16 protein-coding genes are annotated in these 23,045 nt (G+C 57.9%); 13 read left to right on the top strand and 3 right to left on the bottom strand.

Translation table 11 applies throughout. From position 1 onward, the window contains the following. Positions 1–13: 13 nt before the first annotated feature. Both HQL76_10605 and HQL76_10610 read right to left on the bottom strand, forming a co-directional pair. Positions 14–1,999 carry a DEAD/DEAH box helicase gene (locus HQL76_10605; GenBank protein ID MBF0109615.1) on the bottom strand — a complete coding sequence of 662 codons (1,986 nt, stop codon included), beginning with the start codon at positions 1,997–1,999 and terminating at the stop codon, positions 14–16. Between the two features lie 37 nt (positions 2,000–2,036). After that, positions 2,037–4,181, bottom strand: coding sequence for a PqqD family peptide modification chaperone (locus HQL76_10610; protein MBF0109616.1), 2,145 nt, complete (start codon positions 4,179–4,181; stop codon positions 2,037–2,039). Between the two features lie 324 nt (positions 4,182–4,505). On the opposite strand from HQL76_10610, the gene HQL76_10615 reads away from it, so the two are divergent. The 3 genes from HQL76_10615 (at position 4,506) to HQL76_10625 (ending at position 6,919) form a co-directional block, all read left to right on the top strand. Continuing rightward, positions 4,506–5,207 (top strand): chemotaxis protein CheB, encoded by a 702-nt coding sequence (locus tag HQL76_10615; GenBank protein MBF0109617.1) that lies wholly within the window; start codon positions 4,506–4,508, stop codon positions 5,205–5,207. A gap of 25 nt (positions 5,208–5,232) precedes the next feature. Beyond that, a complete protein-coding gene (locus HQL76_10620; protein ID MBF0109618.1) occupies positions 5,233–6,462 on the top strand; it encodes a hypothetical protein in 1,230 nt (409 codons plus the stop codon). Positions 6,463–6,679: 217 nt separating this feature from the next. Beyond that, positions 6,680–6,919 (top strand): DUF433 domain-containing protein, encoded by a 240-nt coding sequence (locus tag HQL76_10625; protein ID MBF0109619.1) that lies wholly within the window; start codon positions 6,680–6,682, stop codon positions 6,917–6,919. 131 nt (positions 6,920–7,050) lie between these two features. Here the strand turns inward: HQL76_10625 and HQL76_10630 are convergent, their stop codons facing one another. Beyond that, positions 7,051–7,557 carry a chemotaxis protein CheW gene (locus HQL76_10630; protein MBF0109620.1) on the bottom strand — a complete coding sequence of 169 codons (507 nt, stop codon included), beginning with the start codon at positions 7,555–7,557 and terminating at the stop codon, positions 7,051–7,053. Between the two features lie 317 nt (positions 7,558–7,874). Between HQL76_10630 and HQL76_10635 the strand changes: the two genes are divergently transcribed. From HQL76_10635 to HQL76_10680, 10 genes are all read left to right on the top strand, one after another. Continuing rightward, on the top strand, positions 7,875–8,669 hold the full coding sequence (locus HQL76_10635; GenBank protein ID MBF0109621.1) for a sulfite exporter TauE/SafE family protein: 795 nt from the start codon (positions 7,875–7,877) through the stop codon (positions 8,667–8,669). Continuing rightward, the gene (locus HQL76_10640) at positions 8,666–9,697 is read left to right on the top strand and encodes a sigma 54-interacting transcriptional regulator (protein ID MBF0109622.1); all 1,032 of its coding nucleotides are present in this window, start codon (positions 8,666–8,668) and stop codon (positions 9,695–9,697) included. Before HQL76_10635 ends, HQL76_10640 begins: the two co-directional genes overlap by 4 nt. A 142-nt stretch (positions 9,698–9,839) precedes the next feature. Continuing rightward, complete coding sequence (locus HQL76_10645) at positions 9,840–10,754, top strand: Rpn family recombination-promoting nuclease/putative transposase (protein ID MBF0109623.1); 915 nt, start codon at positions 9,840–9,842, stop codon at positions 10,752–10,754. A 160-nt stretch (positions 10,755–10,914) separates the two neighbouring features. Next, positions 10,915–11,133 (top strand): translation initiation factor IF-1, encoded by a 219-nt coding sequence (gene infA / locus HQL76_10650; protein ID MBF0109624.1) that lies wholly within the window; start codon positions 10,915–10,917, stop codon positions 11,131–11,133. Positions 11,134–11,376: 243 nt separating this feature from the next. Beyond that, a complete protein-coding gene (gene speA, locus HQL76_10655; protein ID MBF0109625.1) occupies positions 11,377–13,365 on the top strand; it encodes a biosynthetic arginine decarboxylase in 1,989 nt (662 codons plus the stop codon). Between the two features lie 57 nt (positions 13,366–13,422). Beyond that, a complete protein-coding gene (locus HQL76_10660; protein ID MBF0109626.1) occupies positions 13,423–14,889 on the top strand; it encodes an NADH-quinone oxidoreductase subunit M in 1,467 nt (488 codons plus the stop codon). A gap of 77 nt (positions 14,890–14,966) precedes the next feature. Continuing rightward, positions 14,967–18,194, top strand: coding sequence for a DUF2309 domain-containing protein (locus tag HQL76_10665; GenBank protein ID MBF0109627.1), 3,228 nt, complete (start codon positions 14,967–14,969; stop codon positions 18,192–18,194). A 145-nt stretch (positions 18,195–18,339) separates the two neighbouring features. Beyond that, positions 18,340–19,743, top strand: a complete 1,404-nt coding sequence (locus tag HQL76_10670) for a hypothetical protein (GenBank protein ID MBF0109628.1) — start codon at positions 18,340–18,342, stop codon at positions 19,741–19,743. Between the two features lie 91 nt (positions 19,744–19,834). Then, a complete protein-coding gene (locus HQL76_10675) occupies positions 19,835–21,364 on the top strand; it encodes an NADH-quinone oxidoreductase subunit M (protein ID MBF0109629.1) in 1,530 nt (509 codons plus the stop codon). Between the two features lie 2 nt (positions 21,365–21,366). After that, positions 21,367–22,854, top strand: coding sequence for an NADH-quinone oxidoreductase subunit M (locus HQL76_10680; protein MBF0109630.1), 1,488 nt, complete (start codon positions 21,367–21,369; stop codon positions 22,852–22,854). Positions 22,855–23,045 lie beyond the last annotated feature (191 nt).

The following is a 23,045-nucleotide window of genomic DNA, read 5'->3' on the forward strand; positions in this document are numbered from 1 at the left end:
GCACTTATTATTCTCATTCCAGGGTCCCCGAAAAAGAGAGTGCCTGCCTCATCTGGAAATCAAAATCGAGTTGGCGGCGGCGAATGCGGCGATGGAGACGTTCGACCCGCCACTGCGCAAAACGATAAAATAAACGGGCCATGGCCTGAAGAACAGGACTGTCGCGCCAGACAGCCAACATCAGGGCAAGAAGATAACGCAAAGGTGGAAGAAAATCCTTGACCAGGTCATCTTCGAGCGACAGGAGAAACTGGGCGCTCCCCGGATCACCCTGCCGGGCGCAGCGACCGATCATCTGACGATCGACACGGGCATTGTCATGACCTTCGGTCAGGATCACATGCAATCCGCCTGCGGCCAAAACCGAATCATCCGGTTGGATGTCGGTGCCACGTCCGGCCATGTTGGTGGCGATGGTCACCCGGGGCCCCATGCCCGCCTTCCTGATGGTTTCCGCTTCGGTCTTGTCCTGTTTGGCGTTGAGGACCCGGTGGGCGATCCCGGCGGCGTCCAGGCGTGCCGACAACGCCTCGGAGGCAGCCACCGTCCGGGTGCCGACCAGGACCGCCTGTCCCTTGTCGCGTCGCTCGATGATGGCCCGAAGCACCGCCTGCCACCGCTCATCGGCAGTCGCGTACAGGCAGGACGGAAGAAGTTGCCGCCGCGACCGCCGTTGCGGTTGCACCCGCACCACCCCGACGCCGTAGACATCCATCAATTCACGGGCCACCTCGCGGCAGGTTCCGGTCATCCCCGAAAGGCGCAGATAGCGGCGAAAAAACGATTGATAGCTGATTCGCGCCATCACCTCCTTTTCGGGACTCACCGGAACGCCTTCCTTGAGTTCGATCAATTGCTGCAAACCCCGTTCCCAGGAACGATCAGGCATCACCCTCCCGGTATGTTCATCCACAATCATGACTTTGGCAACCCCCTGATGCTCCCGCACGATATAGTGAACATCGCGCTGAAAACCATGCAAAGCCCAGAGTGCCTGGCGGATGGTCTCCTGGGAACGCATGTCGCCACGCCACAGTCCGGAAAGCCCCCGACGCATCCCTTCAAGTCGCTCGCGGCCCGCATCGGTCACATGGGGGACCCTGCCTTCCATTTCATAATCCTCTCCGGCAATGAGTTGACGTGCCAGGGCGATGGCCTCGGCGTGAAATTCTTCCGCGCCCGGATCGCGGCGTTCGGCGGAGATGATCAATGGCGTGCGTGCTTCGTCGATAAAAACGCTGTCCGCCTCATCGACGATGGCAAACTGTAAACCGTGCAGCATGATGGTGTCACGCATCCGTCCTGTCAGTCGGTCCAGGGACATTATCAATGGTTTCATATGCCTTCCAAGGGTGATTCTGTCGCGCAGATAGTCGAATACAAGAGTTTTATTGGTGCAATACACGATATCCTGCCGATAAGCCTGAATCTTTTCTTCGGAAGGGGTCCCTTCGAGCACCAATCCCGTGGATAAACCAAAGGCAGCATACAACGGTTTCATCAGGTTGGCATCCCGTTGCGCCAGATAATCGTTGACCGTCACGACGTGGACCTTCATTCCCGACAAGGCGACGGTAATGGCCGGCAAGGTGGCCATGAGGGTTTTTCCCTCCCCCGTATCCATTTCGACCACCCGTCCATGCAACAGGTGATACCCTCCGCGAAGCTGCGCCGGGAAATGGCGCATTCCGAGAATTTCACCCGCCAGGGTGCGAACAAGGGCAAAACATCGGGCGACATTGGCACCGGACAGGCCATGGCATCGCAGTTGCCGGCGAAGTTCGGCAAGCAAGGGGGATCGATCCCCTGGGAGGACACTCTGGAGGAGCTCTTCTTCCCGTTCGATCCGGGCCAGGACCCAATCGATCCGTCCCGGACGGGCGAGGAGGTGCGTTTCAAGGGTCAGCCGAAACCATTGGGCGATCCGGTCGATCGAGGACCGTCCTTCCCTGACGTGGCGTTGGGGATAGGGATCTCCGATGAGGGCTTGGGCGGGTATCGGATTCATGCCTGGGACCATCGCAAACCGCGGGGGGTCATACCGCAAACCGTTTCAGGAACAATTGCCGCAGTTCCCGATACCATTGGACGGCAAGCGGGGCATCCTCATGGACAAAGCGGACATGGATGCGGTTGCCCAGGGCCTTGGGAATCCTGTCACCGGAAAAGGCGAGTTCAAACTGGAACAAAGGCGTCAGCGCCTTGGGTTCGGGGGCATCGGGATTGAGACCGATGGTCCCCCCCCCCGCCAGAGACAGGGCCAGACTCGGCAAATCATGGGTGGCGGCGGGGACCTCGCGGACGATCCTGGCGGGCAGCAGATCCCAGATGCGATCCACGGCACGCAACTCCACCCCGAGGGTATGATGACGCACCAGATCGACCGCCCCCTGAGGCACCACGGCCAGCAACGTGAAGCGCGACGGATCCAGAACGAAGGCCACGACATCGCCCCGCTTCAGATAACGACCCGGATAATCGACCGGGGCCGCCATCACGAACATTCCTTCATGAGGGCTTGTCATGGTCATCGCCTTGCGACGGGATTCAAGATCGGCCAGTTGTTCGGCGACATGGTCAAGTTCGAACGCGGCAATCTGCGCCTGCATCCGGTCGAAGGTGGCGGCCAGTTCCAGACGCGAGGCGACCTCCCGGCGCTGTTGGCGCAATTGTTTGTGACGGGCCTCCAGTTCCGGATCGGCGCAGGTCAGGAGCGGCTCGCCGGTCCGGACATCCGTTCCCGGCATACGGAGGACCGCATCCCCAAGACAATGCAGAGGGGCGCGGATGCGCGATTCCTCGGGCATCCAGATCACCCCCTCGGTCATGGTCCACGCCGACACCGGAACCAGGCCGATCCCGATCAAAAGAAGTACCGCTCCCAGGCCCGACAACCCCGCCGCCCGAAGGCGATGACCTTCAAGGCTGGGGCTTGTGGCCAGGGACTTGATCTGCCGCCAGAGGGGAGCGATCAACATTCCCCAGGCCGACCAGAAGGCCAATAGAACACCAATGAAAAAATAATTTCCCGCAACGAGCAGAATGATCGCCACGGCAATGAACATACGATAGAAAAACGAGGCGACGGCATAAACCAGGAGCCATGCGGCCTCTCCCGGAGTCATCGGCGGGGGTTGGCTCTCGGCGACGCCGAACAGATGACGATGGACAATGTGTCCCAGATACTGATTGGACTTCTGACCCAGATTGGGAATTTCCAGGGCATCGGAAAAAATATAGTAGCCATCGAAGCGGATCAGGGGATTGATGTTGAATATGAGGGTCGTCAATCCCGCCACAAGAATGATTTCATGCAGAATGGCCCGTCCCAGACCGGGACTGATCTCGACCCAGAGGGCCATCGCCACCGAAGCGACCGCCAGTTCCGCCATCATTCCCGCGGCCCCGACCTGCATTCGCCTGAATTTATCGGGAAAGGCGATGGTGGCGGAGGCATCGACATAGGGAACGGGAACCAATACCAGAAACATCAGTCCCATCTCGTGACAGGCACCACCATGATGTTTGACCACCAGGCCGTGCCCCATCTCGTGAACCGCCTTGAGGATCGGAAAGACGAACCAGAGCAACAGTATGTTCTCGGCGGTGAACGCCCGTGCCGTCAGATCCCGGGTCAGTTCATCCCAATGCATCGCCGCCTGGATCGCCCCGGACACGACCAGAATCAGCCACAGCCAGGGGATCATCACCATGAACCATCGCGGGACAAGCGCCAGAATGCGACGCAAAAGCCGATCGGGGTCGAAAAGTGGTATTTTCAGGGAAAGGGGATTGGCGATGTACTGTTTGAGCTTTTGCCAGTGAACCCGCGACCGGCGTTCGCTCATGTCTTCGAGGTCGGGGGAACGATCGGTCAGAAGAACGTTGGCCTGATGGAGTTGATTGAGCAACTGGACGATTTCATCCTGGGTTGGCGCGTTGTCGCCATTCCGTTCGCACAGATGCTTCCAGATTTCATCCAGGGAATGAAAACCGTCAAACATCGACACCACGCCATAGGCGGCGGGATTCAGTCGCAAAAACCGGCCACTGGCCCGATCCTGGAGAATATGCCACCGCTGACCGCGATAGAAATGACGCAGCACCCGGGCCTGTCCACGCAATCGCGGTCGGAGCAGGGCGACTCGATACCATGAATTGGAAAAAATAGCCGAAGACACTTGAAATTGCGTCCACCCTTGACGGTTTCCGGTCCACCACGATTGCCATCATTCCACACCGGCGCGACGACAAAGATTCCAGGAAGACAGCATATTCCATTTGCCTGTCCAGGGGAAGAACGCCGGTCTTTTTCCAAAGATCCAGCCGATCGAAAGCCTCTGTGTCAGGCATAAAGTCAATTGAACGATGATCAGTTCATATTATTGTATCCTGGACGAACCCGCTTGATATTTTACTGGAAACACTTGTGAAAGAAGAAGCGCGGGAGTAAAAGGATATTCAGTCACAATCGATTCGTTCCTGCATGGTCTGGATGGAAACCGATGTCGCTGCACATGGAACACGCCTGTCGTCCCGTGAACAAGGTGCCGCCCAAACGGACGGCCGACTGCATTCTGCTGCCCGTGGAACGGTATGCCTGTCCCCGGATGCCACAAAAGATTGTCGTTGTCGGGGCTTCGACCGGTGGTACCGATGCCTTGAGGGAATTTCTGCAACCGATGCCTGCCGCCATGAACGGCATTGCCATCGTCCAGCACCTGCCCCACGACTATAACGCCATGCTGGCCAGGCAGTTGCAGAACCATTGCGCCATGGAGGTGCGGTTGGCGCGCAATGGCGATGAAATGCGGCAAGGGTTGGTGTTGTTGTCTCCGGGGGATCGCCACATGTTGCTTCATCGCCGGGGTTCTTCCTTTTATGTCGAACTCAGGGAGGGACCTCCGGTCCGCCGTCACCGGCCCAGCGTCGATGTCCTGTTCCGTTCGACGGCCAACTGTGCCGGGGCCAACGCCATCGGAGTCATCCTCACGGGAATGGGCGATGACGGGGCCTCCTGCATGGTCGAAATGCGCCGGGCCGGCGCCTTGACCATCGCCCAGGACAAAAAAACATCCGTCGTCTTCGGAATGCCGGCTGAAGCAATCCGCCGGGGAGGCGCATGGCACACCCTTCCCCTTCCGGCCATCGCGCCAAAGGTAATGGCCGCCTGTCTCAAGATGAATCCAAAGATGAAGGATCCGTGATCCATGGGAAAAACCGGGGGAGGAAATGGACATCGACGCGGTGGTGGAACGGTTGATTCTGGAACGAGGACAACTGGATCCTCTGCTCCTTCTCCGTCAGATCGGCGTTCTTTCCGACTCCGGACTGACGGCGTGGCGTCAGGGGCAGGTCGGCAGTCTTGATGATGTGTTGACCGGAGATCCCCTCTGGATCGACGGATGTTTGCGACAAGCCGCCCGCATGGCCCGAATCCTTGGGCTGAAGCCGAAAACAGTCACCAGCCACGGCATGGATTCCGCGGGAATCCGAATCGACCTCAAGGTGGATGCCGGTGGCAACCCCGGTCGGATGGCATTGTTGACGACCCAGTACCATCGTCCCGAACCGGGTGTGGGGAGCAGGCAGATGGACCTGTTTCTCGACAATCCCGAGACAGGATTGATCAACGATCTGCTCCACGCCATCGCCCGACATGACCTGGAGCGCGTCAGAAGCCATTCCATACGACTTGAGAAATGGAACCCGGAAAACAGTCTCCTCAAGGAACTGCGACCGATGATGGCCGCGATCGAAAATCGGGAAGCGTGGCGCGACAATCCCCAGGAAGGATACCGGTGGTTGGAACGGGAAATCATCCCCCACGCCGCCGGGCTGTTGGGCAACCTGGAGGGAATGTTTCTCAAACCATTCCATCAAACCCTCGACCAGGCCCTGACCGGCGTCCCCTTCGACCCCAACGAGCCAAACATCCATCGATCCTGGACGCTGGAACGCCTCGGCGATTGGAAATCGCTGGTGGAATGCGTGCTCCTGGAGGAAGGATGGACCAGGCAGCCGGTCTTGCTGACCCGACTGGCCATGGCCTTGCACAAACTCCGGCGGTTGGAGGCCAATCGGCAGGTGTGGATACGATTCTTCTGGGAATTTCCCGAAATCGCCGGACGGACCCTCGAAACACGCGGCGACAAGGACCTGCTGCGCATGTGGCACGCCTTTCTGGACCGGAATCCCGCCGAAAAGGAAATGTTTCCCGCCTGGATGCTGCTCGAACAGCCCCGGCTGGCCGAAAACGAAGGGGAATGGTTGGACATGGATGGGCCGGACCCCGTTCCAGGAAAGCAGGCGTTTTCGATGTTGGCCGAGTTGTTGCGCCTGGAACAGGAAATGCCGGACTCGGTCGAAACCCTTGCGCAACGGCGTCGCCTCAAGGAAGCCTTTCCCGAGGTCTTTTCAATGTTTCTTCAGACGGTGCATCGCACGACCATTTCGCGCTAAATCACAACCATCCTGGAACACGTCGTTTCCGAACGTCATTCCCTGCTACGGCGGGAACCCAAAACGTTGCTCGGTCGCGTTGCGTTCTGGATTCCCGCCATTGAAAAATGAATCATGTCTCCGAATCTCCTTGGTTCACTTCCGGACCGCAAGACGTTATTCTGTCCATGTCGTCAAGGGGGTCCCCAAGCCTGATCTCAAAAACAAGGTTCACGTCATGGACACCAACGCCCACATCGTCAACGACCCGAACATCTGCGGAGGCGCCCCGGTCTTCAAAGGCACCCGCGTCCTACTGCGCACCATCCTGGCCAGCCTGGCGGAAGGGGACGATCCCGAGGAACTGCTCAAGGACTTTCCTACCCTTACCATGGAAGATCTCCGCGCTGCCATCGCCTTCGCTGCGGCATCGGCCGTGGAGGACCTGCCCTGGCCGGGAACGCCCAAGGTTGCATGAAGATCAAGCTCGACGAAAACATGCCCTTCCGGTTAGCTGCGGACTTGAGTTCCCTGGGCACGGATCATGGAACAAGTGGAAACCGCTTGTTCCATGATCCAGCCAAGACCGTTGTCGGGAATTTCCTTCCTTCAAGCGGCGGCTTCGGCGTTGACCTGTCCCTGTCGGACTGCACGAAGTTCCTGGGCGGAGAAAATCTTGTCGGTGTCGAGGATCATGATGAACTTGCCCTCGTGCTTGCCCATCCCGCGCAGATAGTCGGCCCGCAGTTTGGTCCCGATCTTGGGTGGTTTTTCGACGTTGTCGGGTTGGAGTTCGAAGACCTCGCGGACCGAGTCGGCCATGGCGCCGACGACGGTCTGGGTTCCCTCCTCGGTCATCACCTCCATGATGATGAAACAGGTATTGACGGTCGGTTGGGTCTGGGGCATGGAAAACTTGGCGCGCATGTCCACCAGGGGGACGACGCTGCCGCGCAGATTGATGACCCCGAGCATGAAATCGGGGGTCCGGGGCACCTTGGTCACCTTGGTATACTCCAGAACCTCGCGCACCCGGGCGATTTCGACGGCGAATACCTCGCTTCCCAGGTGGAAGGTCAGAAATTGGGTCGGTTCGGTAATTCCTTCTACACTCATCGGTCTACCCCTCGATTGGTTACTTGAGTTAGCGCCTCCCCTGCGGCCTTTTCCGCATTTCCCATTTTATACAACATACCTGCGTCACTTCCAATCCCCGTGAAAAAAAATGGTCTGTTTTTCCATTTCTCCCCCCTGGCCCCGTGGTATCCCGCCGATGGCAATGCCCGCCGAACATCCAACGTTCGACATGATCGGTTCGCGGTCACGCCAAGGAAGTTCCTATCTTTTTTTCAATGGCTGCAACACAATATCCCCAATGCGGGGACAGCAGCCCCGCCATTTCATCCTTCAACGCCCAAGGACCATTCATTCTCATGGAGCGATTTTCCCTTCTGGTTCCGCTGCTCCTGGCATTGTCGAGCACGCCTCATTGCCTGGGAATGTGTGGTGGAATCGTGGGAGCCGCGGCATTCCACCGGGCGCGGTTTCATGGCGGATTCCGCGAGCAATGGCCTTTTCTCCTCGCCGCCAACGCCGGAAAGATGGTCAGTTATGCCATGGCGGGTGGCATGGCGGCGACGTTCGGTCACTCGCTCCTGTCGCGGCTTTCCCTGGAAAACGGTCATCTGTGGCTGCTTGGCGGATCGGGATTGATATTGATCGGCAACGGAATGTTTCTCCTGGGACACTTCCCCCTGATGCGCCATCTGGAACGCCTGGGCAACCTGGTGTGGCGCCTCCTGGAGCCGTTGGCGCGGCAATTGATCCGGGCCTCCGGCATGGGACAAGGTTTCTTGTTGGGGATGGTGTGGGGATGGTTTCCATGCACCCTGGTCTATGGGGCCCTCCTCTGGAGCAGTGCCGCCTGCTCTCCGGCATCGGGGGCCCTGGTGATGGCCCTGTTCGGACTCGGAACCTTTCCCGCCATGATCGGCGCCGGATGGTTGACCGGATGGCTCGCCCGCTTCGGCGGAATCGCCCGCTTCAGTACGATCATCGCTTGGCTCGTGACCGGTTTTGGGATATTCTGCATAATAATCGCTGTATGGTCCGGATACCATCCACACATGTCGATTGTTGATTCTGTCCCGTCGTGTCATGATCCCCAGGGGGTACCGGGACATGGCCATGACCTCTTCCCTCTGGCATTGTGTCCGATTGCTCCATGAAACTCAATGAATCCAAAGAAGAATCGATCGATGCGACCGGAAACGCTCCCTCCTTCCAGGCGGTCATGCGGGCGGCGCGACTGGTGGCGGCGACCGATACGACCGTCCTGATTCTCGGAGAATCGGGGGTCGGCAAGGAACTCCTGGCCCAATCGATCCACCAGTCAAGCCACCAGGCCGGTGGACCGTTCGTCCCGGTCAACTGCGCCGCCCTGTCGGAATCACTGGCCGAAAGTGAACTGTTCGGACACACCCGGGGGGCCTTCACCGGCGCCGTCGGAGAGCGGACCGGACGCATTGCCGCCGCGCATGGCGGAACGCTGTTTCTCGATGAGATCGGCGACATGCCCCTGTCGGTTCAGGCCAAGGTGCTCCGCTTTCTGGAAACGGGAGAATGTCAGGTCCTGGGGCGGGAACGTCCACGCCAGGTCACGGTCCGGATCATCGCCGCGACCCACCGCAATCTGGCCGAAATGGTCGCCGAGAACCGGTTTCGCGCCGATCTGTTCTATCGTCTGCATGTCGTGCCCCTCCATCTTCCCCCCCTTCGCGAACGGGGAAACGATGTCGTCCTTCTGACCAAAAGGTTTCTCACGCACTTTTCCCGCCGCCTCGGGGTGACGACTCCGAACATCGCCCCCGCCGCCATCGAACGGTTGTTGCAACACGACTGGCCGGGAAACATTCGCGAATTGCGCAACCTGTGCGAGCGGGCCGTCGTCTTCCAGGGCGGAAACACGATCGACGAAACCTTCATCACCGGACAACTGGCGGCTTTGCGGACCCCTTTTCACAGGGATCCGGCACGATCCGCCGCGACGGCCATTCGCGAGTCCGCCAACCAACAATCGCTCTCTTTACAGGGACCGCACATTCCCCAGGAAGGGATGAGCCTGGCGGCATTGGAAAAGGAACTGATCCAAAAAGCGCTCGCACGCACCAACGGCAACCGCACCCGCGCCGCGAAACTCCTGGACCTTACCCGGGACACCCTTCTCTACCGCATGAAAAAATATGCCCTGCGGTAACATGTTCCAATGCGATCGCTTCGGGTTCATGCGTAGCGACCGGAAACGGGTGGCCGCCAACGATTTTGATGGACGGCACACCCCTTTCACGGAACAATGAACCATCGGACACACCTTCCCGATCAACCGCAAGGAACACGTCATGAAGTTCATCGATCCACGCATCGACTTCGCCTTCAAGAAGATTTTCGGCAGCGAAGACGCGAAGGATATCCTGATCTCCTTTCTGGAGAGTCTGCTCGGGTTGGATGGGAACCGGCGCATCGTGGAATTGACAATCCTGGACCCATTTCTGGCGCCACGCATCAAGGACCTCAAGTCTTCCGTGCTGGATGTGCGCTGCAAGGATCATCGCGGCATCTCGTATGTGGTGGAGATGCAGATGGAGAAAGTCGCCGGATTTCTCAACCGCATCCAATACAACAGTGCCAAAGCCTATTCCGGACAGATCGGCAGGGCTGAAGACTACCCCAAATTAAGACAGGTCATCGCGATCACCATCACCGACTTTATCCTGTTCCCAAACTTCGACCACAGCGTTTCCTGCCACCAGTCCCAGGAAACCATCACGGGCGATTCGTACCTGAGCGATATTGTCCATTATTTCGTGGAGTTGACAAAATTCACAAAAACCTTGGAAGAGTGTGACGGAATCCTTGACAAATGGATCTATTTCATTCGCCATGCCGACACCCTGGAACGGGTACCCGACCCGTTGGACCTGCCACCATTCCGGCATGCGTTCGAAAAGGCCATGGTCGCCAACATGACGCAGGATGAGCTGGATCTTTATGACAAGGCCGGCATCGCCATTGCCGATGCACGCGGACGGATCGAACTGGCACGAGAGGAAGGCATTCAAACGGGCGAAGCCAAAATTCTGACCCGCCAGTTACAACACCGTTTTGGTTCCGTACCCGATTGGGCCAGCAAAAAAATCGCCAAAGCCGAACCTCCTGTCCTGGAGAAGTGGAGCCTTCAATTCTTGGAGGCCACGTCCCTGGAGGATGTATTCGCGGAAAACCAGGGATCCACCCGGATTGAGAAAAAACTTTGATCAGGCAAAGGGGAAGGAATCTTAAATGCGATTGCCCTGGCACATGCGTGGCAAACCATTGCCATAATCCGATGGTCGTGTTAGCCTTCCTTTTTTAATCTCAGGCCGACATGTCGCCGATCATGTTTCCCCCCGTCACGGCCGAGCTAAGGAGAGGCCCTTGAGCAAGGAAGATGTCATCGAAATGGAAGGGACGGTCCTCGAAAACCTTCCCAATGCCATGTTTCGCGTGGAACTTGAAAACCAGCACAAACTTTTGTGTCATATTTCGGGAAGGATGCGCAAGCATTACATCCGGATCCTCCCGGGGGACAAGGTTACGGTGCAACTGACCCCCTACGATCTTTCCAAGGGCAGAATTTCCTACCGTCACAAGTAACAACCCCTTTCCTCCATCCCTCCCAAGGTACATGCCTGGAGGAAGAACGGGTTCGTCATCCCTTGGAACATCCGGTTGCCGCGAAAGAAAAACCCATCGACAAAGGGTAAAATCGGAATTTTCGACCGCCGGTCCTTTACAGAGACAAAAAAAGGTTCGATAGTCTCCCTTTGAAACCGAGCGTTGCAACCATGCGCCAGGAGCAGTCCGGTCATGACCGATTCCCCCGAAAGCCCTCCTTCCATGAACGCATCGACCGAGAATCGGGCGGAAGCCCGGGAAGGAAACGAAACCGATGCCGTCTGTCGGGCCGCGATCACCACGGAACTTCCCTGGTCCATCGAGGACTCGCTGAATCTGTATCATGTGCTTGCCTGGGGCGAGGGATACTTCGGCGCCAACGACAAGGGCAATCTGACCGTCTCCCCTTCGCGTGATTCCAATCGCTTCATCGACATCAAGGAACTTGCCGACGAAATCCAGTCCCAGGGGATTTCCCTGCCGGTCCTGGTTCGCTTTTCCGACATTCTGCGTTCGCGGATCGAACACCTGTATGGTTCCTTTCAGAACGCCATCAAGGAATACGGCTACCGTGGCCGGTATTACGGCATCTATCCCATCAAGGTCAATCAGCAGCGTCAGGTGGTCGAGGAGTTGGTGCAGTTCGGACGTCCCTACCTCATGGGGTTGGAGGCAGGTTCCCGGCCCGAACTGCAAATCGCCCTCGCCATGCTCGAAAACATGGAGTCGCCCATCGTCTGCAACGGCTACAAGGACAGGGAGTTCATCCGCCTGGCCCTGATGGGGGTCAAGATGGGGCGCAGGATCCACATCGTTGTTGAAAAACCCCAGGAACTGGCTTTGTTGCTCGAAATCTCCAGGGAAATGCAAACCCGGCCCCTCATCGGCGTTCGCATCAAACCCGAGGCGACGGGCCAGGGTAAATGGATCTCATCGGGTGGACCCTTTTCCAAATTCGGGCTTTCGGCCACCGAAGTGCTCGACATGGTCCGCGAACTGACAAAAAGGGACATGCAGGACTGCCTGCAACTGCTCCATTTCCATCTGGGATCGCAGATTTCCAATATTCGTCGGTTCAAGAATGGTCTGGCCGAACTGGCCCGCTATTATGTCGAACTGCGCACGCTGGGATGCAATGTCGAATATGTCGATGTCGGTGGGGGGCTTGGCGTCGATTATGACGGTTCCAGTTCGACCAACGATTCCTCGGTCAACTATTCCATTCAGGAATATGCCGATGACGTGGTCGGATACATGCACGATGTCTGCGAAAAGAAAAATCTGCCTCATCCCAACATCATCACCGAAAGCGGTCGCGCCCTGACAGCACATCATGCCATGCTGCTGATCAACGTCCTCGAAACCTCCTCCCTCCCCACCGAAGAGGGGGGATTGACGGTCGAGGAAGAGGATGTCCTGGAAATCCGGGAACTTGCCGAAATGTTGGACATTCTCAACAGCCGCAACGCCCGGGCCATCTGGCACGATACCATGCAGGTCCGGGAAGATTTGCAGAAAATGTTCGTCCTGGGATCACTCGATCTGGCCAAACGCTCCAAGGGTGAGCGGATGATTTATCACATCGCCACCAAGATCGGCTCCCTCGCCCGCGACATGAACAACCCACCGCCCGAACTGCTGGAGGCCCAGGAATACCTGATCAGCAGATATTACTGCAATTTTTCCGTCTTTCAATCGCTGCCCGATCACTGGGCGATCGATCAATTGTTTCCCATCGCCCCCATTCACCGCCTGAACGAACGTCCCGGAAACCTTGCGACGCTCCAGGACATCACCTGCGACTCGGACGGACACATCGATCGGTTCATCGACTGGGAACGGGGCTGGAAACCGGCCCTCGAACTTCATTCCTTCAAAAAGGGAGAACCCTATGTCCTGGGAATCTTCCTGACGGGGGCCTACCAGGAAATCCTCGGCGATCTGCACAATCTGTTCGGCGACACCAATGTCGTCCACGTATCGCAATCGGACGATGAACGGGGATGGAGCTTTTGCCAGGTGTTGTCGGGACAACTGGTGCGGGATGTGCTGCGGCATGTCTCCTACGACCCCGAGGATCTGGTGCAGAAAGTCGATAAACTCACCCGAAAAGCCATCACCGAGGGCAAGGTGAGCAAGGAACAGGGACGGCTCTACCTTCGCGATTACGTCGCTGCGCTGAACGATTATACCTACCTCGAAACAACCTGAGGCCATTACGGAATGGACCCGAGTCAATTTTTCCATTGATCAACTGAAGATATGGTCTTGCCGGTGTTGAGCGTCCTGTTACTTCTTCCCCTGGCCGGAGCGGTCGTGGTGGCCCTTCTGCCCATCCGATACCTGGAGCGGGTTCGTTGCATCGCCATCGCCCACGCCTGGATCGCCTTGCTGATCGCCTTGTCGCTGTGGCAAAAGTTCGACCCCCATGCGGCAACCATGCAACTCGTCGAACGCTACGTCTGGAATCCCCGCCTGGGAACCTACTATTCCCTTGGCATCGACGGATTTTCCTTTCCCATGGTGGTCCTGACGACACTGCTGTCCCTGATTGCGCTGATGGCCTCCAAACATGTGGAAAATGCCGGAAAAGGCTATTATGCCCTGATGTTGCTGCTGGAATCGGCCATTCTTGGCGTCTTCATGGCCCAGGACTGGGCCTTGTTCTATCTTTTCTGGGAATTGACCCTCGTTCCCTTGTTTTTCCTGATCGATCGCTGGGGCGGTCCCAACAGGGACAGCGCCTCCATCAATTTTGTTCTCTACACGATGGGCGGATCGGTGTTCATGCTGATGAGCCTTCTGGTTCTCTTCGATACCTCGATCGGCCATTCGTTCGAAATGACCGCGATGGCCACAGGGGCGCTCGATCTGGACACCCGAACGCAATTGCTGATCTTCGCCGGCTTTCTCATCGGCTTCGGAGTCAAGATTCCCCTGGTGCCCCTGCATGGGTGGCTGCCTCTGGCCCATGTCGAAGCCCCAAGCCCGGTGAGCATTCTGTTGTCGGGGGTGCTCCTGAAAATGGGCGCCTATGGGTTGATCCGGGCCGCGACAACCCTGCCCAAGGCCATGGTCGTCCTGCAACCCTACCTGGCGACCGCCGCCTTCGTCGGTCTCCTGTATGGCGGCATACTCGCATGGAGACAACAAGACCTGAAACGGATGATCGCCTACTCCTCCGTGAGCCACATGGGCGTCGTCGTCCTGGGAATCTCCGCCCTCAATCAACCCGCCATCCTCGGGGCAACCATGCAGATGGTCGCCCACGGACTGGTTGCCGGAAGCTTGTTCCTCCTGATCGGCCTTCTTTATGAACGGACCCATACCCGGGACGTCACGGCCTACAGCAACCTGCTCCGGGTAACCCCCCGCTTCGCCCTGTTCACCATTCTGGCCTTGTTGGCGGCAATGGGGTTGCCCGGAACGGCAGGCTTCATCGCTGAATTGCATACCCTCATCGGCGGCTATGAACGTTGGGGATGGTTCGTGGTCCTCCTCACCATGTCGGTTCTGATCAGCGCCGCCTACGCCTTTCGCACCATCGGAAAGCTGTTTACCGGACCAGAACGTCAAGAAATGTCTAAAATTCAGGATATGAATCCATTCGAGATGCTGGCCGCATCCCTGCTGGTCGGCGCCATTCTTCTGACCGGATGGTTTCCGGCATTCGTGCTCGATACGATGTCCACATCGGTCAACGTGTTCAGTGCCACCTTTTCATCCCGATTCTAGCGTGGTGTGATATGAATCATAACCATCATTCCACAGAATCAGATCCGAAGAGCCGCATCCGTCAGGGACTCCACCATATGGAACACCGCCTGATCGCCCAGGCGCCGCTAAAAGATTTTGTCCATCACAACACCCTTCATGCGTTCCAGGAACATCCGTTTCGCGAGGCGTTGACCATCGCCTCCCGTGAAACCGGAACCCGCATGTTCCTGTCGAACCACCGTTTTCGCGAATTGTTTCGTCAGGGACGGATCACGAGGGAAGAACTCCTGGAGGTCATTCTCGACGATGCCACACTTGATGCCCGGGCCACGATCGCCGCGGGAGATGATTTTTGCGTGGCGAAAAAAGATGTGTACCTGTGCGGACTGATTCATGATCTGTCCGCCGTCGAAGCGCTGCAACTGTCCTGGCAGATTGAGGAAAACCAGGCACTGAACCGTTTTCCGCCCGATCTTCCCCGCGAAACCGGAACAAAGATTCTTCAGTGGTCCGGACTGAAGGGAGAAGCGGAAGCGGTTGCCGATCTCTGGTCCGCCGCCCTCGAAGCCCTGTCATTGGGTCATGAACCGGTTCATCCGGAACAATTGCTCGATCTTTCCGCCGATCAGGCGGAGGCGATGATCAGCGAGATTGCCCGCAACGCACCCGCCCAGGAAGGTGCGTCGTTCCAGGTCCGCATCCAGATCCGCATGGAATCGGATTCATTGCTCGATGATCTCATACATCGAATCGGCCCCGAATGGACGATCCGCCGTTTTCTTCAGGCATTGACCGGTACCGACATCCTTGAGGCAATTCAACCGCATCTGGTGCGCCAGATGGCCAACTACATGGACCTGGGCATTGCCTCCTGGCAGGTGGGAAGAGATTCCGGGGGGTTTTACAACTATTGGAAAGAATGCGCCAAACGCGATTGGGCATGGATTTTCGAGGAGATTTCCGACTGGGATGACATGATGGCCGAGTTGCCGGAGACTTCCCTGGACGCAATCATGGCCGAGTTTCTGGCGATGGGATTGCCGGAAGAACATTGGCCGAGCTACATGGAACGGTTGTGTCAGGAAATTCCGGGCTGGTCGGGGATGTTCTCCTGGCGGCAACAGCATCCTGGATATGGCAATTCGCAGCTTGAATTCGACCTGGCCGATTATGTGGCGGTCCGTTTGATCCTTGAGCGGTTGTTCGCCCGTCGGCTGTGCGTCCAGACGTGGAAAATATCTTCCAATCTGTTTTTCATGCGCTGGTATTTCCAGAACAACAAATCGGAACTTCTGGTACGTTTCGCCCTGTTCAACCAGGCCCTTCCGGATCACCTGTCGGGGCGCGCCCGGGAACTGTTGCATGCCGACCCCTTCCCGACGATCGATGAATGGCGTGCCGTGGCGCATCTGCTGTGGACATGGAAAGGCGGCCAGTCGGTGGAAGCGGCGGGAAACTACTGTCTGCACCATGATGCCTGGCCACTTTTTCGCCTGGGATTGTATCTGGGTCTGTGTGGCGCGACACTCCGGTCGTTTTCAAAAGTGCAGGTGGATGCCCTCCTTTCGTGTCTGGCGGTCCTGACCCCTGAAACCAGTGGTTTTCTCTGGCTTCAGGCGTATGAGTGCCATTACCGGGACGAATTGTTTCACGCCGTCCTGCACAACCATGGACACGGGGCCTGGGCCAGGAGGGAACGCCGTCCGCGGGCCCAGGTCATCTTTTGCATGGATGATCGCGAAGAGGGGATCCGGCGGCATCTGGAGGAGATCGATCCCGAGATCGAAACGTTTGGCGCCGCCGGTTTTTTTGGCGTGGCCATCAACTGGAAAGGTCTGGACGATTCCGGCGAATCGGCCTTGTGTCCCATTGTGGACCGTCCTTCTCACAAGGTTTGGGAAATGGTCCCGGAACGGGAGTCGTCCCTCAAGGAGGAACATGACCATCGACTCGGGATTCTGGCCACGTTCAAGGATCATCTGTTCAACGGCGCCCGGCATGGACTGCTCCGCGCCACGGCTGTCCTGGCGCTGTCCGCTCCGGCCCTGTTGTTTTCCCTGACGGCCAAACATCTTGATCCCCTGGGATTTGGCCAGTGGATCGAAAAGCTCGGCTCCAGATTCTTCCCGCCCCTGCAAACCGCCATCACCCTGACTGCCCCGGAGGACGGAACCCCTGCCACACCCGAACGCAATCGTTCCGGATTCACCGATGCCGAACAGGCGCAACGGGTTGGAAAATTGTTGCGGATCATTGGCTTGACCTCGGGGTTCGCGCCGTTGGTGGTCATGATGGGACACGGATCGACGAGCAAGAACAATCCCCATCGAGCCGCCTACGATTGCGGCGCCTGTTCCGGGCGCCACGGTGGACCCAACGCCCGGGTGTTCGCCGCCATGGCCAACCGGCCCGAGGTCCGGGCCCTGCTGGCGCGGGAGGGAATCGACATTCCCGAGGACACACGCTTCGTCGGCGCCAATCATAATACCTGCGACGAATCCTTTTTCTGGTACGATCGCCATCTTGTCCCCCCGGAAACCTTGTCCTGCCTGGAACGGTGCCGCGAAGACCTCAACGCAGCCGCCCGCCTGAGCGCCCAGGAACGGTGTCGCAAGGTGGCCTCCGCCCCGGACGACCCCGACCCGTTCCTGGCCCTGGATCATTTCCGTAGCCGGGCCCGGGACGTAAGCCAGGCCCGGCCCGAACTGGGACATGCAACCAACGCCGCCGCTTTTGTCGGTCGCAGAAGCGTCAGCCGCGGTCTTTTTCTCGACCGCAGGGTGTTTTTGATCTCCTACGATCCCACGACCGATCCGACGGGAGAAGTGCTCCAGGGAATCCTTCTCAATGTCACCCCTGTCGGAGCGGGGATCAATCTGGAATACTATTTTTCCACCGTCGGCAACGACCGTCTGGGCTGCGGTTCCAAGGTCACCCACAATCTGACCGGATTCTTCGGCATCATGGATGGAACCGAATCGGATTTACGCACCGGCCTTCCTTTTCAGATGATCGAGATTCACGAGGCGATGCGTTTGCAGATCATGGTCGAGGCGGAAACCCGCATCCTGACCGAAATCTACCAACGGCAGCCCCTGTTGCAGGAACTGGTGGGCAATGGCTGGGTGCTGCTGTCGGCCAAGGATCCGCATGGCGCGGCGATTCATCTGTTCAAGCCGGATCGGGGCTGGGTCTTGTGGCAGGGCAACATGGGCCGGGAGGAACTGCCCGTCGTCGATCATTCGCCGGCATGGTACCGCGGACTCAGGGACCATTTGCCGCCCGCCAGAATCAGGACGACAGCGGAGGTGGGTCATGGTTGAATGGATGGCATGGTTGGTCGTTGTGTTGCCCTGGATGACGGTTCTGTTCATGGTGGTCGATCGGTTGCGCCATCCTGTGTGGCATGAGAAACGGGAAAAGATCCTCGGCAAGGTTTCCCTGGCTACCGCCATCGGTTCATTGGCGATGCTGCTGCTTCTCGACCTCGATGCGCTGTTGTTCGGCGCACCGGGGACCCGATCGATCGGCGAATGGTTCGGCGCCGGTCCCTACCGGGTCCAGGCGGAGCTGATCCTCGATGGATTGAGCCTGGGGACGGCAACCCTCATGGGATGGATTGCCGTGCTGATGGTCCGTTTCTCGATCCCCTACATGCACCGCGAGACGGGATTCATGCGGTTTTTCATGATCCTCAACCTGTTTATCGGCGCCATGCAACTGATTGTCCTCGCGGGCAACGCCGTCCTGACCTTTGTGGGCTGGGAACTGGCGGGTGTCGGGTCCTTTCTCCTGATCGGCTACGCCTTCGACCGTCACGCCGCAACACGCAACGCCAACCGCGCCTTGATCACCAACCGTTTTGGCGACGCCGGATTCATCTTCGGCATCTTCGCCGCCTTCACCTGGTTCGGCGGCATCGACTGGAGTCATCTTTCCGCTTCCGCCGACCAGGCGGACACCCTCGGAGCCACCCTGGTCGGGGTGGGATTCATGACCGCTGCCCTGGCCAAATCGGCCCAGGTCCCCTTTTCCCCCTGGATCGCCCGGGCCATGGACGGTCCCACACCCTCCAGCGCCATTTTTTACGGCTCCCTCATGGTGCATGCCGGCATCTATCTGACACTGCGGCTGGAGCCCATGTTGCGACAGACCCCGTCGATCCTGTTCACCATCGCCGTGATCGGCCTGGGGACGGCCTGTTATGGCTGGTTGATCGCCCAGGCGCAAAGTGATGTCAAAAGTTCTCTGGTCTTTTCCACCATATCCCAGATCGGGTTGATGTTCTTCTGGTGTGGCATCGGGTGGTTCAGCCTGGCCGCCTGGCACATGGGATTTCATATCGCTTTTCGCGCCTGGCAGTTTCTCCATGCCCCGTCATTGATGCATGACCTGGACCGTCCGGCCCCCAGGGCGCCGCGATTTCTCACCCGCTGGCGCTGGCTGCGCACCCCGGTCCTGCAACGCTTCTGGTTGGAACAACTGGGAGACGCGATGATGGTGGCGCCGACCTTGAAACTCTCCGCCGACATGCTGTCGCTGGAACATCGGGTGTTGACCCCGTTGACCGGATTGCCCGCCCATGCCAATGCCATCTCGACCCTGGCCCAGTGGCAGGACCAGAAATCGGGTCTCGTCCCCGCCTTCGGCTATTCGGTGGAACGCAGCACCGGTATTGCCGGCAAGGTCATTCAGGAACTGGCGAGCATCCTGCTGCGCTTCGAGGAAAACATGGTCCTCAAGGGCGGCGGCGCGGGATTGTTGCAGGGTTTGCAGCGCATTGGCCGGCGTCTGATTCAGATCGATCGCCTTTTTTGTGAACCGCGTTACCTGTTTTTCATGATTGCCTTGACCTTTGTCATCATCCTTTAGATTCCAGGACTCCGATCTCCTTGCGAGGAACCGGGGCCCGGAAGATGACAGCGACTGATTCGAAGGTCTCCATACGGGAAGAAGCCGGTTTATGCACTACCAAGAAATCCACTGGTCGCTTGATTCGTCCATGCCACTGCTGGGATTGATCCAGTTGTTTCCGGTCGTGCTGGCGTTGCTGACATTCATCATTCGCGGCAGGGGAGAATTGTATTTCCTTGGAATCGCCGGAGCCTTCATTCAACTGTTGCTGACCGTCTTTCTGTTTTCACTCTTCGATCCGTCGCGGACCGCGTTCCAGTTCGCCGAACGGTTTCATGTGTATGGACCGTTTCAGTATCACGCCGCCGTTGATGGCGTGGGGGTGTTTTTCGCCCTCCTGACCAGTTTCCTGACCATGATGATCATTCTCTATGGCCATATCCGGCGCGTCGATCCTCCATGGCGGTTCATGGTGGTCGTCTTTCTGCAAGAGTCCACCTTGCTGTTTCAGTTCTTCACCCTCGACATCGTGCTGTTCGGCTGGGGATTCCTGATCCAGATGGCCCTGATCGGCATCATGCTCTACCACTGGTCCACCGACAACACCCGCCCGATCATCCCTTTTTCCCAGTTCATGTCCATCGGCATCCTGCTGTTTTTCATCGGGGCGACCCTCCTGGGATGGCACCACAGCCAGACGACAGGGGGCATCTGGAGTTTCGACCTCGTGGATCTGGCACGGACGCCGCTCGACGGACAGCTGCAATCGATCGTTTTTTTTCTCCTGTTTTATGGCCTGGCCATCCGTATTCCCATGTTCCCGATGCATGGCTGGCTTCCGAATACGGCGCAGCATGGCATGGTGGCGGTCGCGCCGGTATTCCTTCTCGGCCTGAAGACCGGGGTGTTTGGCATTCTGCGCTTCATTTTTCCCCTGCTGCCCGACGCCGTCCTTCGCTGGCACAAGTATGTCGTGGCCTTCGCCATCATCGGCATCTTCTACGCAGCCATTCTTGCCTTGATGCAGACCAATATCCGCAGGCTTTTGGCCTACTCGGTCATCAGCCATACCGGAATTGTCACCATCGGCTTGTTCAGTCTGGAACACCGTTCCTTCGTCGGAGCGGTGTTGCTGGCGGTCAATCTGGGTTTGGCGACATCCGGGATGCTGTTCGTCTCCGGAATCGTTCATGCCCGGACCCAGACCATGTTCATGGACCGTCTTGGCGGATTGTTCGACCATTTTCCGATCATCGGCACTGCCTTTCTCATCTCGGGGCTGTCGATCGTCTGCATGCCCGGAACTCCGGGATTCGATGCCGTCCATCTGGTTCTCGAAGCGGCCATTGGCCGCTTCGGCGCCCTGGTCACGATTCTTGCCGCCCTCGGCAACGTCGTGGCGGCGGGGTTTCTCCTGTGGGCCTTTCATCGGACCTTCCTGGCCAAAAGCCAGCGTGATCTGAAAATGGATCTGGCCCCACCCCGGCTTCAGGAACGGGCCATTGCCGTTCTGACCCTGCTGGCACTGTTGATTCTCGGTTTCTTCTCCGAACCCTGGATGCTTCTGATCGAAAAATCGCTGGAGGGACTCGGTCTCATGTATGAACATGTCTTGCCGTTGACACAGGCCGCCCAATAACCATGGAAAACACACTTCCCCTGATCAGCCTGCTGCTCGCGACCTTTCCCGTCGCCGCGGCGCTTCTTTGGAGCCAGAGTGATCCCGCCCGGGTCCGCCTGATCGCCCTGGGGGCGGTTCTGGCCGATCTGGCGCTCTCCTTGACAATCCTGGGTGGTTTCCAGTCCGACGTCGCCGGATTCCAATGGATCGAATCCCATCCGTGGATCCCGTCCATCGGAGTTCATTACCGGGTTGGGGTCGATGGCATTTCGGTTTGGTTTCTCCCGTTGACCTCCTTGTTGTTCACCGGGGTCGTCATTGCCTCGTGGAATCGGGTCCATACCCTGGTGCGTTTGTATTATACCCTGATTCTGCTGTTAAAAACCGTGACCCTGGGCATTTTCTGCGCCCTGGACACCATCCTGTTCTTCTTCCTGTGGGAGTTGACCCTCGTTCCCGTCTATCTGCTGGTCAGCCTGTGGGGCTCGGGTCCGCATCGCCGTTATGCCGCGGTCCAGTACACTTTGTTGATGATCGCCAGTGGTATCTTTCTTCTCCTGGCCTTTGTCCTGTTGGCGGTCGAACATGCACGAATGGCTGGCGGCGGTTTTTCCGGCCTGATGTTCAGTCTGCCGGATCTGCTGGCAACCCCTGTCCGTCCCGGATTCCAGGGACTGTTGTTCTTTCTGTTGCTCGCCGGATTGGCCCCCAAGGTTCCGATCGTCCCGTTTCATGTCTGGTTGCCGACGATGGCTCGGGAAGGACCGGTCGTCATGTTGGCCTTCATGACCGGGTTGAAACTTGGCGCTTATGGCCTGATCCGTTTTCTGGTCCCGCTGGCTCCCGCTGCGTTCCAGGAATATCATTGGCTTCTGACGGGGTTGGGGACCATCGGACTTTTGTTCGGGGCGTTTCTGGCGCTCTCCCAGACCAACCTGGCCATTCTCCTTGCCTATGCCAGCATTTCACATGTAGGACTTGTGCTTCTTGGCATCGCGTCGATGAACCTGACCGGACTTCAGGGGGCCGTTTTTCAACTGATCAACTTTACCATGATCTCCTCGGGGTTGTATTTCATGACCGGATTTCTGCAACATCGGACCGGTTCGATCGATGTGGCCAATCTGGGGGGGCTGGCGCGAACGATGCCTCTTTTTTCCTCCTTTTTCCTGTTTTTCGGGCTGGCCGGGATGGGCGTTCCCGGGACCAGTGGTTTTCCCGCCGAATTCATGATGTTGATGAGCATTCTGGAGGTTCATACCGGCGCCGGTTTTGCCGCCCTGGCCGCCATGATTCTCGGTGCGGGCTATTTCCTTCACCTGTTCCGGAAATGTTTTCTCGGTCCGTCCCGGGGTGAATGGGATGGTGGCATCGATCTTTTGCGGCGGGAACGGTCCCTGATCCTTGTTCTCTCCTCCCTGATCCTTCTTCTGGGACTGGCGCCCAATCTGGTATTGGATTCCATGACCGTCACCGCCGAAACCTGGATCAAACATCTGAAACCATAATGACGCCCCCGGTTCCAAATTTCGGAATTATTGAAAGAAAAAAGGTAACTGCCCAGATACCCTCTGGGTTCAATTATTGAAAGAAAAAAGGGGTCTGGGGGATTGTCCCCAGGGTTTTGTTTTTGATTTTGTTTTTTACGCGCCATTTCACCCGAAGCGAATTTCCGCGGTTTTTGCGGAAATTCGCGCAG

The sequence above is a fragment of the Magnetococcales bacterium genome, from assembly GCA_015228815.1.
In the GTDB taxonomy this organism is placed as follows: domain Bacteria; phylum Pseudomonadota; class Magnetococcia; order Magnetococcales; family UBA8363; genus UBA8363.